14 protein-coding genes are annotated in these 15,150 nt (G+C 70.5%); 3 read left to right on the top strand and 11 right to left on the bottom strand.

What is annotated here, in order from left to right; genetic code table 11:
• Positions 1 to 41: 41 nt before the first annotated feature.
• The 4 genes from ACIP6U_RS27780 to ACIP6U_RS27765 are packed head-to-tail and all read right to left on the bottom strand — an operon-like array spanning position 42 to position 3,049.
• Positions 42 to 242: a ferredoxin gene (locus tag ACIP6U_RS27780; protein WP_401723042.1), complete on the bottom strand. Its 201-nt coding sequence runs from the start codon at positions 240 to 242 to the stop codon at positions 42 to 44.
• A 1-nt stretch (position 243) separates the two neighbouring features.
• The gene (locus ACIP6U_RS27775) at positions 244 to 1,461 is read right to left on the bottom strand and encodes an NADH-ubiquinone oxidoreductase-F iron-sulfur binding region domain-containing protein (protein ID WP_401723039.1); all 1,218 of its coding nucleotides are present in this window, start codon (positions 1,459 to 1,461) and stop codon (positions 244 to 246) included.
• Positions 1,458 to 2,039 carry a ferric reductase-like transmembrane domain-containing protein gene (locus ACIP6U_RS27770; protein WP_401723036.1) on the bottom strand — a complete coding sequence of 194 codons (582 nt, stop codon included), beginning with the start codon at positions 2,037 to 2,039 and terminating at the stop codon, positions 1,458 to 1,460. The genes ACIP6U_RS27775 and ACIP6U_RS27770 overlap by 4 nt, the downstream gene beginning before the upstream one ends.
• The gene (locus ACIP6U_RS27765; RefSeq protein WP_401723033.1) at positions 2,036 to 3,049 is read right to left on the bottom strand and encodes an FAD:protein FMN transferase; all 1,014 of its coding nucleotides are present in this window, start codon (positions 3,047 to 3,049) and stop codon (positions 2,036 to 2,038) included. Before ACIP6U_RS27765 ends, ACIP6U_RS27770 begins: the two co-directional genes overlap by 4 nt.
• Positions 3,050 to 3,064: 15 nt before the next feature.
• Here ACIP6U_RS27765 and ACIP6U_RS27760 point away from each other — a divergent pair, with 15 nt between their 5' ends.
• Complete coding sequence (locus tag ACIP6U_RS27760) at positions 3,065 to 3,475, top strand: hypothetical protein (RefSeq protein WP_401723030.1); 411 nt, start codon at positions 3,065 to 3,067, stop codon at positions 3,473 to 3,475.
• A gap of 52 nt (positions 3,476 to 3,527) precedes the next feature.
• Here ACIP6U_RS27760 and ACIP6U_RS27755 read toward each other — a convergent pair whose 3' ends face one another.
• From ACIP6U_RS27755 to dxr, 6 genes are all read right to left on the bottom strand, one after another.
• A complete protein-coding gene (locus ACIP6U_RS27755; RefSeq protein ID WP_401723028.1) occupies positions 3,528 to 5,231 on the bottom strand; it encodes a proline--tRNA ligase in 1,704 nt (567 codons plus the stop codon).
• 73 nt (positions 5,232 to 5,304) lie between these two features.
• Entirely contained in the window at positions 5,305 to 5,835 is a 531-nt protein-coding gene (locus tag ACIP6U_RS27750; RefSeq protein ID WP_401723025.1) for a GNAT family N-acetyltransferase, read from the bottom strand.
• A gap of 146 nt (positions 5,836 to 5,981) precedes the next feature.
• Complete coding sequence (locus tag ACIP6U_RS27745) at positions 5,982 to 6,830, bottom strand: GNAT family N-acetyltransferase (RefSeq protein ID WP_401723023.1); 849 nt, start codon at positions 6,828 to 6,830, stop codon at positions 5,982 to 5,984.
• A 399-nt stretch (positions 6,831 to 7,229) separates the two neighbouring features.
• Entirely contained in the window at positions 7,230 to 8,387 is a 1,158-nt protein-coding gene (gene ispG / locus ACIP6U_RS27740; RefSeq protein ID WP_123997368.1) for a flavodoxin-dependent (E)-4-hydroxy-3-methylbut-2-enyl-diphosphate synthase, read from the bottom strand.
• A 168-nt stretch (positions 8,388 to 8,555) separates the two neighbouring features.
• Entirely contained in the window at positions 8,556 to 9,848 is a 1,293-nt protein-coding gene (locus ACIP6U_RS27735) for a M50 family metallopeptidase (RefSeq protein WP_401723124.1), read from the bottom strand.
• Between the two features lie 8 nt (positions 9,849 to 9,856).
• Entirely contained in the window at positions 9,857 to 11,119 is a 1,263-nt protein-coding gene (gene dxr / locus ACIP6U_RS27730; protein ID WP_401723020.1) for a 1-deoxy-D-xylulose-5-phosphate reductoisomerase, read from the bottom strand.
• A 196-nt stretch (positions 11,120 to 11,315) separates the two neighbouring features.
• Between dxr and ACIP6U_RS27725 the strand changes: the two genes are divergently transcribed.
• On the top strand, positions 11,316 to 11,765 hold the full coding sequence (locus tag ACIP6U_RS27725) for a lamin tail domain-containing protein (RefSeq protein ID WP_401723018.1): 450 nt from the start codon (positions 11,316 to 11,318) through the stop codon (positions 11,763 to 11,765).
• Between the two features lie 5 nt (positions 11,766 to 11,770).
• Here the strand turns inward: ACIP6U_RS27725 and ACIP6U_RS27720 are convergent, their stop codons facing one another.
• Positions 11,771 to 13,714, bottom strand: coding sequence for an acyl-CoA dehydrogenase family protein (locus ACIP6U_RS27720; protein ID WP_401723016.1), 1,944 nt, complete (start codon positions 13,712 to 13,714; stop codon positions 11,771 to 11,773).
• 333 nt (positions 13,715 to 14,047) lie between these two features.
• On the opposite strand from ACIP6U_RS27720, the gene ACIP6U_RS27715 reads away from it, so the two are divergent.
• Complete coding sequence (locus ACIP6U_RS27715) at positions 14,048 to 15,061, top strand: LacI family DNA-binding transcriptional regulator (protein ID WP_401723015.1); 1,014 nt, start codon at positions 14,048 to 14,050, stop codon at positions 15,059 to 15,061.
• The last annotated feature ends 89 nt before the right edge of the window (positions 15,062 to 15,150 follow it).

Raw genomic sequence — 15,150 nt, 5'->3', positions numbered from 1 at the left:
GTTGTGGCTGGTCGCGCAGTTCCCCGCGCCCCTTCAGGGCGTCACCTCGTCGCCAACTTGAAAGCCAGGACCGGACAGTCGGCCGCTGCCCTCTGCGCTCGCTTTGCCGTGCGGGGCGGTACAGGAGACCCCTCCACCAGCGGGTAGCCCCATTCGTCGAGGGTGATGTGGTCCGGGAGCAACTCGGCGCACAAGCCGTGCCCTTGGCACGCCGTCCAGTCGACCGTGATGTGTTGGTCCATGTCAGTTCTCCTGAGGGACTGGCAGCAGGGGTGTCTGGGTGGTTGCCGTGCACAAACCCCTTGCGTGGGCGTCCAGTTCGGCCGTGAACGTGGTGAGCGCGCTGCGGGCCAGGCGGGTCGTGCCATCGGGGTGGTGGCAGGCGCCTCTGCCCTCGACCAGGCCCGACCAGCGAGCTATGTCGGTGCGGGCGGTGCCTTGGGGGCCGGGGGTGGCCAGGGACCGGAACGCGGCGGCCATGCGGGGCAGGCCGTTGAGGCAGGGGCCGCACTGGCCTGCCGACTGGAGAGCCAAGTAGCGCAGGACGCGGGCGGTTTCGGCGAGGCCGCAGTGGGTGGTGGGGAGGGCGGCCAGGACACCGGCGCCCATGGTGGTTGCGTCCAGGGGGAGTTGGGCTGCTTCGGGGGCCGGGATCCAGGTGCCGTGGTAGCCGCCGAGGAGGATGGCCGATGTGGTGGCGTCCATGGGGATGATGCGGCTGAGCGGCATGCCGAACGGGGCTTCCACCACCCGGACTTGGCGGCCGGGGACGTGAACCGTGCACAGGGCGCTGCCGGGTTGGGCCGGGGTGCCCGCGGTGCGGAACCAGTCGGCGCCGTAGCGGGCGACCAGGGCCAGGTGGGCCAGGGTCTCGACGTTCTGGACGAGCGTGGGCGCCCGGCGCACCCCGCGTTCGCGCACCGGCGGGTCCTGGTGGGCCGGCAGTGCGGCGGCCCCGGAGAGGTACTGGGCCAGCGCCGAGGACTGCCCGGACAGGAACCGCTTCGGCACCCGTACGACGGTGACGCGGAGCGGGTCGGCGCGCCGGGCCAGTGCGGCCTCCAGGTAGGAGGCGCCGTCCTCGACCGCGAGGTGGGCCTCGTCCGCGCCGACCGCCTGGGCGGCGATCTGCAGTCCGTCCAGGACCAGGTGGGGCGAGAGGCGCAGCAGCGTCTTGTCCTTGTGGCTGGCGGGCTCGCCCTCGGCGCCGTTGGCGACGACCACCGGGGCACGGCCGGTGCGGCGGCCCGCGTCGGCGACCGCGACCAGCTTGCGGTACACCGCGAACGCCGCTCCCCCGCGCCCGGTCAGCCCGGACTCCGCGACCGCGCGCAGGACGCCGTCGGGATCGCCGTACGCCAGGGGCCCGTACCGCTGGTGGTGCGTGGCGAGATCGGCCGGGGTGCCGCCGGGGGCGAGGAGCCGCGGGGACATGTGCAGGTCGGGGACGGTCGCGGTCATGAGCGGGCTCCTTCGGCGGTGCGCAGCAGGGCGGCGGGGGTGCGGCGGGCGGCGCGGGCGGCGTGCGCCAGGCGGATGCCGACGGCGGCGACGACCGCGGCCACGCAGGAGACGGTCAGCCAGGTCATCCAGTCGGCGCCGGTGTCCGTGCCGATGCCGATGCCGTGGATCAGGGCGACGGGCCAGGAGGCGTACGCGAGCCAGTGCACCGCGCGCCATGCGCGGTGGCCCATCCGGGCGCGGAGCAGGCTGGTGACCACGACCGCGAGCATCAGGTCGAGGGCGACCGTGCCCAGGCCCAGCCACAGGGGCTGGTAGTTCGAAGCGAACGGGACGACGACGTCCACGACCGTGATGTCCACGTAGCTGTCGATCACCGCGAACGCGATGTGCAGGGCCAGGAAGACCATCGCGGAGAGGGAGAGGCTGCGGTGGAGGGAGACCGTGCCGAAGCGGGGCAGGCCGGGGAGCCGGGTCCGCAGACGGACCGCGATCCCGAGCAGGACGACGACCGTGAAGAGGACCAGGCAGACGGCGCCGGTGGCGCGGTTGGCGTACCAGAGGATCTCGGAGCTCACGCGGCGGCCTCCAGGCCGGCGGCTTCCGTGGGCCAGCCGGGTGTCGTGACGACCGCCCCGCTGTGTGCCACCAGCCGTGCGGGCAGGCCCAGTCGGGTCAGCCAGCGCTCCGCCCCCGCGCCCTTCACCAGGGCCGCCGTGGTCGCCGCGTTCGCGTCCGCGCAGGTGTCCGCGGCGACCGAGACCGTGCGCCACGGGGAGCGGACCGGGAGGCCGGTGCGCGGGTCGACGATGTGGTGGAGGTCGTGGCCGCTCCGGCGCCAGTTGCGAGCGGCCGTGCCCGAGGTGGCGAGGCCGCCGGAGTGCAGGCCGACCGTGGCGTACGGCCCCTGCGCGGGCGTCTCGTCGACCGCTCCGGTCACGTCCTGGACGCGGATCTGCCAGCCGCCCGCCGGAGCCCGGCCCGCGACGGCCGTGTCGCCGCCGAGGCTCACCAGCACTCCGCAGCCGGCCGCCTGCGCGAGCATCGTGGCGGCCCGGTCGGCGGCCCAGGCCTTGGCGGTCGCGCCCAGGTCGAGGCGGACGCCCGCCGGGACGGTGACCGTGTCCGTGGCGCGGTCCAGGCTCACCGTGCGCCAGCCCGGGGCCCGCCGCACGGTGAGCCGGAGGGGCCGATCGTCTTCCTGGACGAGGGTGAAGTCGCGGTCGTAGCCGATCGCTTCCATCGCCGAGCCGACCGTGGGGTCGACGGTTCCGTCGGTCGACTTGGCGGCGCGCAGGGCGACTTCGAGGGCCTGGGCGAGCAACGGGCTGACCCGGACCGGGCGGCCGTCGGTGGTGTCGAGGGCGGCGAGTTCGGAGTCGGCGCGGAAGCGGCTGCAGGCCGCGTCCACCTCGGCGAGGTGCCGGGCGAGCAGCAGGTTGCAGGAGTCGAGCAGGGCGGGTTCGGTGACGACCAGACGGACGCGGGTGCCGAGGGCACGCCATTCGGTGGCGGCCGTGGTGCGCGGGGCGGTGTCCGCGGTGATGCGCGGGGCGGTGTCCGCGGTGATGCGCGGGGCGGTGGTCATCACGACGCTCCCGACGTGGAGTCGGTGGAGCCGCCGCTGGAGGAGGTGAGGCCCCCGCTGGAGGACGAACTGCTCGATGAGGAGTTGTCGGTCGAGGACGAGCTGTCGCTCGACGAACTGTCCGTCGACGAGCCGCCGTTGGAGGAGCTGCTCGACGTCGACGAGTCCGTCGTACTGCTACTGCTGTCGCTGCTCGTGGTCGTGTTCGTCGAGGACGCGCTCGTGTCCGTGTCCATCGTGCCGATGAGCGCGAACATCCCGGCGGCGGCCGCGAGAGTGACCGCCGCCGCTGTCGCCGCCGTGCGCCGGGCCCCTCTGCGGACCGCGGCCGCGGCACCTCGTTCCCTGCTGTTCATGGCCGTTCCCCTCCCTGGTGACTCTGTGTCACCCACTACGGTCGGGGAACTGCCTGAGAGAAGTCTGTGAGGCGCCCATACGCCCCGGAAGAACTCCCTGAGAGGTGCCTTAAATCAGGGCGTCAGACGGTGAGACGGGCGATCGCCTCGTCCACCGTCAACTCCTCGCGCTCACCGGACTTGCGGTCCTTCAGCTCCAGGACACCCTCGGCGGACCGACGGCCCGCCACCAAAATCTGCGGTACGCCGATGAGTTCGGCGTCCGTGAACTTCACACCCGGGGAGACGCCGGCGCGGTCGTCGACCAGGACACGCAGACCGGCCGCGCGCAGCTTCTCGGAGACGTCGAGGGCGAGTTCGATCTGGAGGGCCTTGCCGGCCGCGACGACGTGCACGTCGGCCGGGGCGACCTCGCGGGGCCAGACCAGGCCGTGCTCGTCGGCGGTCTGCTCGGCGAGGGCCGCGACCGCGCGGGAGACGCCGATGCCGTAGGAGCCCATGGTGACGCGGACCGGCTTGCCGTGCTGGCCCAGGACGTCGAGCTTGAGGGCGTCGGCGTACTTGCGGCCCAGCTGGAAGATGTGGCCGATCTCGATGGCGCGGTCGAGCTTGAGGCCGGTGCCGCACTTGGGGCAGGGGTCGCCCTCCTGCACGACCACGACGTCGACGTACGCGTCGACCTCGAAGTCCCGCCCGGCGACGACGTTCTTGGCGTGCGTGTGCTCCTTGTTGGCACCCGTGATCCAGGACGTGCCAGGGGCCACGCGCGGGTCGGCGATGTACGTGACCTTCTCGCCCCGGCCCTGCGGACCGACGTAGCCGCGCACCAGGTCGGGACGGCCGGTGAAGTCCTCCGCCGTCACCAATTCGACGGTGGCGGGGGCGAAGTGGGCCTCGACCTTGCCGAGGTCGACCTCGCGGTCACCGGGCACACCGACGGCGACGATCTCGCCGTCGACCTTCACCAGGAGGTTCTTCAGGGTGGCGGAGGCCTCGACGCCGAGGTGGGCGGCGAGGGTCTCGATGGTGGGGGTGTCGGGGGTGGGGATCTCTTCGAGGGCGGGCACGCCGGTCGCGTCCACGGACGTCAACTCATACGTGATCGCTTCGGTGTTGGCCGCGAAGTCGCAGTTGGGGCAGTCCGCGAAGGTGTCCTCGCCGGCCTCGGCGGGGGCGAGGAACTCCTCCGACTTGGAGCCGCCCATCGCGCCGGCGGTGGCGGCGCAGATGCGGTAGTCGAGGCCGAGGCGCTCGAAGACGCGCTGGTAGGCCTCGCGGTGCAGGGCGTAGGACTTGGCGAGGCCCTCGTCCTCCGTGTCGAAGGAGTAGGAGTCCTTCATCAGGAACTCGCGGCCGCGCAGGATGCCGGCCCGCGGGCGGGCCTCGTCGCGGTACTTGTTCTGGATCTGGTAGAGGATGACCGGCAGGTCCTTGTAGGAGGACGCCTGGTCCTTCACCAGCAGGGTGAAGATCTCCTCGTGGGTCGGGCCGAGCAGGTAGTCGCCGCCCTTGCGGTCCTGGAGGCGGAACAGCTCGGGGCCGTACTCGTCCCAGCGGCCGGTCGCCTCGTACGGCTCGCGGGGCAGGATCGCGGGGAGCAGCACCTCCTGGGCGCCGATCGCGTCCATCTCCTCACGGACGATCCGCTCGACGTTGGACAGCACCTTCTTGCCGAGCGGCAGCCAGGACCAGATGCCGGCCGCAGTGCGGCGGACGTAGCCGGCCCGGACGAGGAGTTTGTGACTGAGGACCTCGGCGTCCGCCGGGTCGTCGCGCAGCGTCTTCGCCATCAACTGGGACATGCGCTGGACCGGTGCGTTCGCCATGGTTCTCGTACTCCTGCCGGAAAAGGGTGATGGCTAGGAGGTTAGCCGGGCGCGCTGTGGGGGTGGAAATCGGTTAGCGGCGGAGGAGCGGGAGGGGGGCGCCCATGACCGCGTACGGCTTCGGGGCGCTCGGGAAGAGGACGCGGCGGGCCAGGTCCTGGTAGCCGAGGGAGTGGTAGAGGCCGCGGGCCGGGCTGTCGGTGTCGATCGCGGAGAGGATCGAGCGGGGCTCGGCGGCGGTGTCCGTGATCGTCGTGATCAGGGAGCGGCCGATGCCGCGGTTCTGGTGGCCCGGGTGGACGTGCAGCTCGGTGATCACGAAGGAGTCGTCGAGCCAGTTGTCGTGGCCCTGCTCGTGGAGGTAGGGCTCGACGACGGTGGACCACCAGTGGCCGCGGTTGTTGGGCATTCCGTACACGAACCCGACGAGGTGTCGTCCGACGGTCGCGCCGAGGGCCCTTGCGCCGGGGTGGGTCATGTGGCGGAGGACGATCTGGCGGCGTACGGCTACCTCGTCCGCGCCGAGTCCGAAGGCGACGGCCTGGACGGCCAGGGCCTCGTCGACGTGGGCTGAGAGGTCGAGGGGGCCGATGACGAGGTCCATGCGGGGAGGGTACAGGGGGTGTCGGTCGTATGCCGGGTGCGGGCTTGTTGTGGTTGCTCGCGCTCACGCGGCGGAGCCGAAAATCGACACAGCCCCGCGCTCCTGGGGCGTTGCCGCCGGGTTGGCTGGAAGGCGACGCTCGTGAACTAGAACAGGACGCTCATGAAGGCGCCGATCTCCTGGAAGCCCACGCGGTGGTACGTCCGCCTCGCCGGGGTGTTGAAGTCGTTCACGTACAGGCTCACCAAGGGGGCCACGTCCGCGAGGGCGTAGCGCAGGACCGCCGCCATGCCCGGTGCCGCCACGCCTCTCCCCCGGTATTCGGGGGCCACCCATACGCCCTGGATCTGGCACGCCTGCGAGGTCGCCGCGCCGATCTCGGCCTTGAAGACGACCTTGCCGTGTTCGTCGACGCGGGCGAACGAGCGGCCCGCGCCTACGAGTTCGGCGACCCGGGCCTGGTAGAGGAGGCCGCCGTCACCGGCCAGCGGGGAGACGCCGACCTCCTCGGTGAACATCGCCACGCAGGCCGGCATGATCGTGTCCATCTCGTCCTTGCGGATGCGGCGGACGTAGGGATCCGGGGCGATGTCCGTGGGCATGCGGTCGGCGACCATGAGGGGCTGGCGGGAGCGGACCTCACGGGCCGGGCCCCAGCTCGGTTCGAGGAGCCGCCACAGCTGGGAGACGGCCTCGGCGGGGCCGACGACCGAGGAGCAGCGGCGGCCGGCCCGGCGGGCGCGGTCCGCGAAGGACCGTACGGCCTTGGGGGTCGCGCAGATCGGGACCAGGTTGGCGCCCGCGTAGCAGAGGGACGTCAGCATGCCGTCCTCGTAGAAGCCCCACATCTCGCCGCCGAGTCGCCAGGGGTCGAGGCCGGCGATCTGGACGCGCGACGTCACGAAGGCGTTCGCGACGGGCTCGCGGTCCAGAACTGCGAGCGCCGCTTCCAGGTCACTCGGTTCGAGCACTCGGGAGGTGGTCTGGGTCAACACGTGCGGGGCCTCACCCTGAGGGTTCTGCTGATCTGCGCACTGTACCTGCGGAAGCTGAGCAGTGCCGCCCCTGTTTTTGTGCGGGATCTTTCTGCGGCCGGGGTTGGTGTCCGTACCGTCGTCTGGGGGCTGCCGCCCCCAGACCCCCGCTATCGGCCTGAACGGCCTCGTCCTCAAACGCCGGACGGGCTGGAAGATGCGGACCCGGCGTTTGAGATGTTGCCGTCCCCTGCGGGTGGGTGGGGGCTCGGGATGGTGAGTGGCCGCCGCCGAAGACCGGACGGGTAGAGCGATGCGGACCGGCATCGATCCGGCCACGAAAACCGCTCCGGCCGCTGCCGACAACGACCGCCAGGTCACCCTCGGCAACAGCCCTCAGGTCCCCGCCCGCACAAACCCTCAGCCCGCCACCGAAACCGACGGCTCGCCCGAGGCGATTCCGTCTGCTTCCATCTGTTCGGCCAGCTTCATGGCCTCCTCGATGAGGGTCTCGACGATCTTGGACTCGGGGACGGTCTTGATGACCTCGCCCTTGACGAAGATCTGGCCCTTGCCGTTGCCGGAGGCGACGCCGAGGTCGGCCTCTCGGGCCTCGCCGGGGCCGTTCACCACGCAGCCCATGACGGCGACGCGGAGGGGGACCTCCATGCCGGTGAGGCCGGCGGTGACTTCCTCGGCCAGCTTGTAGACGTCGACCTGGGCGCGGCCGCAGGACGGGCAGGAGACGATCTCCAGGCCGCGCTGCCTGAGGTTGAGGGACTCCAGGATCTGGTTGCCGACCTTGACCTCCTCCACCGGCGGCGCGGAGAGGGAGACGCGGATCGTGTCGCCGATGCCCTGGCTGAGCAGCGCACCGAAGGCCACCGCCGACTTGATCGTGCCCTGGAACGCCGGGCCCGCCTCCGTCACGCCGAGGTGCAGCGGGTAGTCGCACTGGGCGGCGAGCTGGCGGTAGGCCTCGACCATGATGACCGGGTCGTTGTGCTTGACCGAGATCTTGATGTCCCGGAAGTCGTGCTCCTCGAAGAGGGACGCCTCCCAGAGGGCGGATTCGGCGAGCGCCTCGGGGGTCGCCTTGCCGTACTTCTTCAGCAGTCGAGCGTCCAGCGAGCCCGCGTTCACGCCGATGCGGATCGGGGTGCCGTGGTCCTTCGCGGCCCGCGCGATCTCCTTCACCTTGTCGTCGAACTGCTTGATGTTGCCGGGGTTCACCCGGACCGCGGCGCAGCCCGCCTCGATCGCCGCGAACACGTACTTCGGCTGGAAGTGGATGTCCGCGATCACCGGGATCTGCGACTTGCGGGCGATCGTCGACAGGGCGTCCGCGTCGTCCTGCGTCGGGCAGGCCACCCGGACGATCTGGCAGCCGGACGCGGTGAGCTCGGCGATCTGCTGGAGGGTCGCGCCGATGTCGGACGTACGCGTGGTCGTCATCGACTGCACCGACACGGGGGCGTCGCCGCCCACCGCCACGGTACCGACCTGGATCTGCCGGCTCTTGCGGCGCTCGGCGAGCCTGGTCGGAACGGACGGCATGCCGAGAGAAATCGCAGTCATCTGCTGTGCAACCCCAAGTCGTGGATCAAGGCCCCGGTCCCGGAACAACGGGCTCCAGGCTTTGAGATTACGTCACCCACAGAGGGCCAGGCACATCCCGCTGGTAAACCCACCCGATGGAGAACGGCCCGGCAGAAAGGATGCCGGGCCGTTGCGAACCAGTAGTGGCTACGAGATTTTCACCGGGTTAACCACGTCCGCCACCAGCACGAGCAGCGTGAAGCAGACGAAGATGCCCGCCACCACGTACGCCACCGGCATCAGCTTCGCCACGTCGAACGGACCGGGGTCCGGGCGGCGCAGCAGCCTGGCCGTGTGGCGGCGCAGGGACTCCCACAGGGCACCCGCGACATGGCCGCCGTCCAGGGGCAGCAGCGGGAGCATGTTGAACAGGAACAGGGAGAGGTTGAAGCCGGCCACCAGCATGACGAACATCGCCAGCTGCTGGCTCGCCGGGATGTCCAGGGTGAAGATCTCGCCGCCCACCCGGGCCGCGCCGACCACGCCCATCGGGGAGTCGTCGGCACGCTCGCCGCCGCCGAAGGCCGCGTCCCACAGGGCGGGGATCTTGCCGGGCAGCGCGACGATGGAGTCGACGGCGTCACCGACCCGGTCGCCCATCCAGGTCACCGAGTCGCCGAAGTCCTGCTTGACGACGCCGGTGGCCGCGCTGAAGCCGAGGAAGCCTGCGCTGACGTACTTGCCCTGGACGATCTGGCCGCTGGAGTCCTTCTGGGCGACCTGGTTGGTGGCGATCGTCGCGTGGAGGGTGACCTCCTTGCCGTCGCGCGAGACCACGATCGCGACGTCCTTGCCGGGGTTGGCGCGGATCAGGTCGGAGAGCCTGTTCCAGTCGTCCGTGCGCACTCCGGCGAAGGAGACGATCTTGTCGCCGGGCTTGAGGCCCGCCGCCGCGGCCGGCGAGGCCGGGTCGCCCGACGTGCAGTTGTCGCGGTTCTCGCTCTGCGAGATCACGCACTGGGAGACCGAGCTGACCGTGGTGGTCTGCTGGGCGATGCCGAAGCCCATCAGGACGGTGAGGAAGAGCGCCACCGCCAGGATCAGGTTCATGAACGGGCCCGCGAACATGACGATGACGCGCTTCCAGGGGGCGCGCGTGTAGAACAGGCGGCTCTCGTCGCCGGGCCGCAGCTCCTCGAAGGCGGCCGAGCGGGCGTCCTCGATCATGCCGCGCCAGGGCGAGGTGGAGCGGGCCTCCAGGCGGCCGTCGGGTCCGGGCGGGAACATGCCGATCATGCGGATGTAGCCGCCGAACGGGATGGCCTTGAACCCGTACTCGGTGTCGCCCTTCTTGCGTGACCACAGCGTCGGTCCGAAGCCGACCATGTACTGCGGCACCCTGATGCCGAAGAGCTTGGCCGTGGACAGGTGCCCCAGTTCGTGCCACGCGATCGAGACCAACAGGCCGAACGCGAAGACGACTATGCCGAGGATCATCATCAAGCTCGTCATGCACGCGCCTCCGCGGTCGCCGTCTGCGCTGTCAGTTCCCGGGCCCGGGCCCGTGCCCAGGTCTCCGCTTCGAGGACGTCCGACACGGTGAGTGAAGTTCCCGCGCCGGGGGTGCCGTGTTCCTCGACCACTCTTGTCACGGTCCCAATGATTGCGTTGAACGGCAGTGCGCCGCCGCGGAACGCCTCCACGCACTCCTCGTTGGCCGCATTGAACACCGCCGGGGCGGTGCCCGCGAGCTCACCCACGTGCCGGGCGAGGTTCACCGAGGGGAACGCCTCATTGTCCAGGGGGAAGAACTCCCACGTCGAGGCCTTGCTCCAGTCGAAGGCGGGGGCCGCGTCCGGAACCCGCTCCGGCCAGCCGAGCCCGATGGCGATGGGCCCGCGCATGTCGGGGGGCGTCGCCTGGGCGATCGTCGATCCGTCCGTGAACTCAATCATCGAGTGGACATACGACTGGGGGTGCACGACGACCTCAATGCGGTCGAAGGGAATGTCGTAGAGGAGGTGCGCCTCGATGACCTCGAGGCCCTTGTTGACCAGGGTCGCCGAGTTGATCGTGATCACCGGGCCCATCGCCCAGGTGGGGTGGGCGAGGGCGTCCTCGACGGTGACGTCCGCCAGTTCGGACTTCGTACGGCCGCGGAAGGGGCCGCCGGACGCGGTGACGACGAGCTTGCGCACGTCGGAGCGGGTGCCGGCGGCCAGCGCCTGGAACAGGGCCGCGTGCTCGGAGTCGACCGGGATGATCTGTCCGGGCTTGGCCAGCGCCTTGACCAGCGGGCCGCCGACGATGAGCGACTCCTTGTTGGCGAGCGCGAGGGTGCGGCCCGCCTCCAGGGCGGCGAGGGTCGGGGCGAGGCCGATGGAGCCCGTGATGCCGTTGAGGACCGTGTGGCAGTCGGAGGCGGCGAGGTGGGTGGCCGCCTCCGGTCCCGCGAGGATCTCGGGGAGCGGCTCACCCGCGCCGTACAGGCCGGTCAGCGCCTCGCGCAGGGACGGTACGACGTCCTCGCGGGCCACCGCGACGGTCCGTACCCGCAGCCGGTGCGCCTGCTCGGCGAGGAGGGCGACCCGGCCGCCGTTGGCGGAGAGGCCGGTGACGCGGAACCGGTCGGGATTGCGCAGTACTAGGTCGATGGCCTGGGTGCCGATCGACCCCGTGGATCCGAGGATCACCACGTCCTTCGGTCCGCCGCCCGCGACCGGGTCGTAGACGAGGTGCGGATCGGCGAGGGGGGCTGGACTGTCGCTCATCCCCCCATTGTGGCCGCATCGCACCGCCAGGAGGACAGCGCGTCCCTCGCGCGGGTGGCTTGTCGCTTCCTGTGCCGAATGAAGCAGAAACCCCCTTTGTGAAGCCCGAGTGAAGATCGTGTGATAGCACTGCTCTACCGACCGGGGGTGAAATCGGTCGGGGGGACGAATTTCTTGGGATTCTTGGGGGATTTCCATGCGGATACGCGCCGCTCTGCCCGCGATCGCGGGCGCCGCCGTACTCACCGGCACCCTGCTCAGCTCACCCGCCGAAGCCGCCGGCGGAGTGATCGTCTACCACGTCTGGTTCGACAGCCCGGGCTCGGACAACCGCTCGAACGCGAGCCTGAACGGCGAATGGGTGCAGATCAAGAACACCAGCCGCTCGGCGATCTCGCTCAAGGGCTGGATCCTGAAGGACACGTCGAGCCACAAGTACGTCTTCAAGAACATCAAGATCGGCGCCGGCAAGTACATGAAGGTGCACACCGGCAAGGGCACGGACACCGCGTCGAACAAGTACCAGGGCCGCGGCGCGTACGTCTGGAACAACACCAGCGACACCGCCACGCTGACCAAGTCGACCGGCTCGAAGGTCGACTCCTGCTCCTGGACGACGCGGGATCCGAGCGACAAGTACTGCTAGACCGACTACGTCACCGGTCGGTGCACGTTCTCGGTCTTCGAGGGTCCGGGGGTCGCGTCCGCGATCCACGGCCCCTCGCCCGACGGATCGACGATCCCCTTCTCCAGCCACTCGTACGTGCCCGCCATGACGCCCTTGACCACCTTGCGGTCGACGGTGTCGGTGTTGCTCCACAGGCGGCCGAAGAGTTCCTCGACGCGCAGCCGGGACTGGCGGCAGAAGGCGTCGGCGAGTTGGTAGGCCTCGCGGCCGTTCTCGCCCTGGCTGCGCAGGAGTTCGGCCCGTACGCAGGCCGCGCTCATCGCGAAGAGTTCCGCGCCGATGTCGACGATCCGGCCCAGGAAGCTCTGCTTGGTCTCCATCCGGCCCTGCCAGCGGGACATGGCGTAGAAGGTGGAGCGGGCGAGTTTGCGGGCGGTGCGCTCGACGTAGCGAAGGTGCGGGGAGAGGTCCACCTCACGCTTGAACTCGCTGTACGAGTTGGGCAGTTGGCCCGGTCCCGCGACCAGCTTCGGCAGCCACTTGGCGTAGAAGACGCCCGCGTTCGCGCCCGCCTTCGCCTTGTCCGCAAGGGACTTGTCGGGGTCGATGAGGTCGCCGGCCACGGAGAGGTGGGCGTCGACCGCCTCGCGCGCGATCAGCAGGTGCATGATCTCGGTCGAGCCCTCGAAGATGCGGTTGATCCGCAGGTCGCGCAGCACCTGTTCGGCCGGGACCGCTCGCTCGCCGCGGGCGGCCAGGGAGGCCGCCGTCTCGAAGCCGCGGCCGCCGCGGATCTGGACGAGTTCGTCGGCGATGAGCCAGCCCATCTCGGAGGCGTAGAGCTTGGCGAGCGCGCCCTCGATGCGGATGTCGTTGCGGTCCTCGTCGGCCATCTGCGAGGACAGGTCCAGGACCGCCTCCAGGGCGAAGGTGGTCGCCGCGATGAAGGAGATCTTCGCGCCGACGGCCTCGTGGTCGGCGATCGGCTTGCCCCACTGCTCGCGCGCCGCGGACCACTCACGGGCGATCTTCAGGCACCACTTGCCGGCCGCCACGCAGGACGCGGGCAGCGAGAGGCGGCCGGTGTTGAGGGTGGTGAGGGCGATCTTGAGGCCGGCGCCCTCGGGGCCGATGCGGTTGGCGGCCGGCACCCGCACCTGGTGGAAGCGGGTGACGCCGTTCTCGATGCCGCGCAGGCCCATGAAGGCGTTGCGGTTCTCGACGGTGATGCCGGGCGAGTTGGTCTCCACGACGAAGGCGGTGATGCCGCCCTTGCCGCCCTCGGTCCTCGGTACTCGGGCCATCACGACCAGCAGGTCGGCGACGACGCCGTTGGTGGTCCACAGCTTCACGCCGTCCAGGACGTAGTCGTCCCCGTCGCGCACCGCGCTGGTGGCGAGGCGGGCCGGGTCGGAGCCGACGTCGGGCTCGGTGAGCAGGAAGGCGCTGATGTCGGTGCGGGCGCAGCGCGGGAGGAAGGCCTCCTTCTGCTCGGCCGTGCCGAACATCTTCAGCGGCTGCGGTACGCCGATGGACTGATGCGCCGACAGCAGCACACCGATCGCCGGGCAGGCGGAGCCGGCCAGCGCGAGCGCCTTGTTGTAGTACACCTGGGTGAGGCCGAGCCCGCCGTACTTGGTGTCGATCTTCATCCCGAGGGCGCCGAGTTCCTTGAGCCCGCCGATGACCTCGTCGGGGATTCTGGCCTCGCGCTCGATGAGTGCCGCGTCCACCTTCGTCTCGCAGAAGTCGCGGAGCTTGGCGAGGAACTCCTCGCCGCGCTGGGCGTCCTCGGCGGCGGGGGTGGGGTGCGGGTGGACCAGGTCGAGCCGGAAGCGGCCGAGGAAGAGCTCCTTGGCGAAACTGGGCTTGCGCCACTCCTGCTCCCGGGCGGCCTCCGCCACCTGGCGGGCCTCGCGTTCGGAGACGGTGGCCTTGACGGGGGAATCGCTGGATGGTGCGGACATGAGGGTCACCTCGCCGCGAATCGGGACCTCGGACCAGTTGGTTACCGACGGGTGCTACCCGATCGTTAGTACCCGATTCCGGGCGACCCCACCACCCTTCGCGCAGCCGTCCGACGGATTGAAGTGTTGCGCCGGGGGTCCGTCCGGGGGACGGTTCGGGTACGCGTCGGGGCACGGCCCCCAACTCGTGGAGCATCGGTTCGAGAAAAGCTGTCGAAGCGCTTCGACAACCTATGGACACCCACCCGCGCCGAAGCTAATGTCGAACCATCCTCACCCGCCCCTGTTCGTAATGCGCACTGTCGAAGCGCTTCACACCGCTTGGAGAGCTGGATGGTCACCCTCGCCGAGGTCGCCCAGCACGCCGGAGTCTCGGCGAGCACGGTGAGCTATGTCCTCAGCGGGAAGCGGTCCATCTCCGTGACCACCCGGCTGCGGGTCGAGCAGAGCATCCGCGAGCTGGGGTACCACCCGAACGCGGGCGCACGCGCCCTGGCCAGCAGCAAGTCGAACATCATCGCGCTGATGATCCCGCTGCGCACCGACATGTACGTGCCGGTGATGATGGAGATCGCCATCGCGGTCGCCACCACGGCCCGGACACACGGTTACGACGTCTTGCTGCTGACCGGCGAGGAAGGTCCGGACGCGGTGCGCCGGGTCACCGGCAGCGGGCTCGCCGACGGCATGATCCTGATGGACGTCGAACTCGACGACGAGCGGCTGCCGTTGCTGCGCGGCACCGACCAGCCGGCCGTGCTGATCGGGCTGCCCGCCGACACCACCGAACTGACCTGCGTGGACCTCGACTTCAAGGCGACGGGCGCGCTGTGCGTCGAGCATCTGGCGACGCTCGGCCACCGCGACATCGCTGTCATCGGCGAGGCCCCCGCGGTCTACGAGCGGCACACCGGCTTCGCCGAGCGCACCCTCGACGGACTGCGGTCGCGGGCCCAGGAGTTGGGCGTACGACTGCTGCACCGGCCGTGCGGGGGCGGGTACGACGCGATGGCGCTCACCCTCGCCCGCATCCTCGACGAGCGCCCGGGCACCACGGGCTTCGTCGTGCAGAACGAGTCGGCGGTGGAGCCGCTGCTCGCCCTGCTGCGCGGGCAGGGCCGGGCCGTGCCGGAGGACGTGTCGGTGGTCGCGATCTGCCCGGAACAGGTCGCCGTGCAGGCCTCGGTGCGGCTGTCGTCGGTCGCCATCCCCGCGCAGGAGATGGGCCGGCACGCGGTGGAGCACCTGGTCGCCAAGCTGGACGGCCACGGCAAGGACGAAGTCGTGCTGATCGCACCGGAGTTGACGGTGCGGTCCAGTACGGGTCCGGCCCCGTCGACGTCCTGACACGCCCCGTTCCAGGTCGCACGCTCCAGGTTCCACGTCCCAGTTTCCCGGTGCCGGTGCGGGTCACCCCTGTCCGCTTTCCTCCAGGA

It is taken from the genome of Streptomyces sp. NPDC088794, from assembly GCF_044750545.1.
Classification (GTDB): Bacteria; Actinomycetota; Actinomycetes; order Streptomycetales; family Streptomycetaceae; genus Streptomyces.
The sequence above is the reverse complement of the archived record's forward strand: the minus strand, read 5'-3'. Positions and strand labels throughout refer to the sequence as shown.

What these genes read in the sequence shown, in the direction of transcription:
- ACIP6U_RS27780 (WP_401723042.1), bottom strand. Translation starts at nt 242, where the DNA reads ATGGACCAACACATCACGGTCGACTGGACGGCGTGCCAAGGGCACGGC.
- ACIP6U_RS27775 (WP_401723039.1), bottom strand. Translation starts at nt 1,461, where the DNA reads ATGACCGCGACCGTCCCCGACCTGCACATGTCCCCGCGGCTCCTCGCC.
- ACIP6U_RS27765 (WP_401723033.1), bottom strand. Translation starts at nt 3,049, where the DNA reads ATGACCACCGCCCCGCGCATCACCGCGGACACCGCCCCGCGCATCACC.
- ACIP6U_RS27755 (WP_401723028.1), bottom strand. Translation starts at nt 5,231, where the DNA reads ATGGCGAACGCACCGGTCCAGCGCATGTCCCAGTTGATGGCGAAGACG.
- ACIP6U_RS27750 (WP_401723025.1), bottom strand. Translation starts at nt 5,835, where the DNA reads ATGGACCTCGTCATCGGCCCCCTCGACCTCTCAGCCCACGTCGACGAG.
- ispG (WP_123997368.1), bottom strand. Translation starts at nt 8,387, where the DNA reads ATGACTGCGATTTCTCTCGGCATGCCGTCCGTTCCGACCAGGCTCGCC.
- ACIP6U_RS27735 (WP_401723124.1), bottom strand. Translation starts at nt 9,848, where the DNA reads ATGATGATCCTCGGCATAGTCGTCTTCGCGTTCGGCCTGTTGGTCTCG.
- dxr (WP_401723020.1), bottom strand. Translation starts at nt 11,119, where the DNA reads ATGAGCGACAGTCCAGCCCCCCTCGCCGATCCGCACCTCGTCTACGAC.
- ACIP6U_RS27725 (WP_401723018.1), top strand. Translation starts at nt 11,316, where the DNA reads ATGCGGATACGCGCCGCTCTGCCCGCGATCGCGGGCGCCGCCGTACTC.
- ACIP6U_RS27720 (WP_401723016.1), bottom strand. Translation starts at nt 13,714, where the DNA reads ATGTCCGCACCATCCAGCGATTCCCCCGTCAAGGCCACCGTCTCCGAA.
- ACIP6U_RS27715 (WP_401723015.1), top strand. Translation starts at nt 14,048, where the DNA reads ATGGTCACCCTCGCCGAGGTCGCCCAGCACGCCGGAGTCTCGGCGAGC.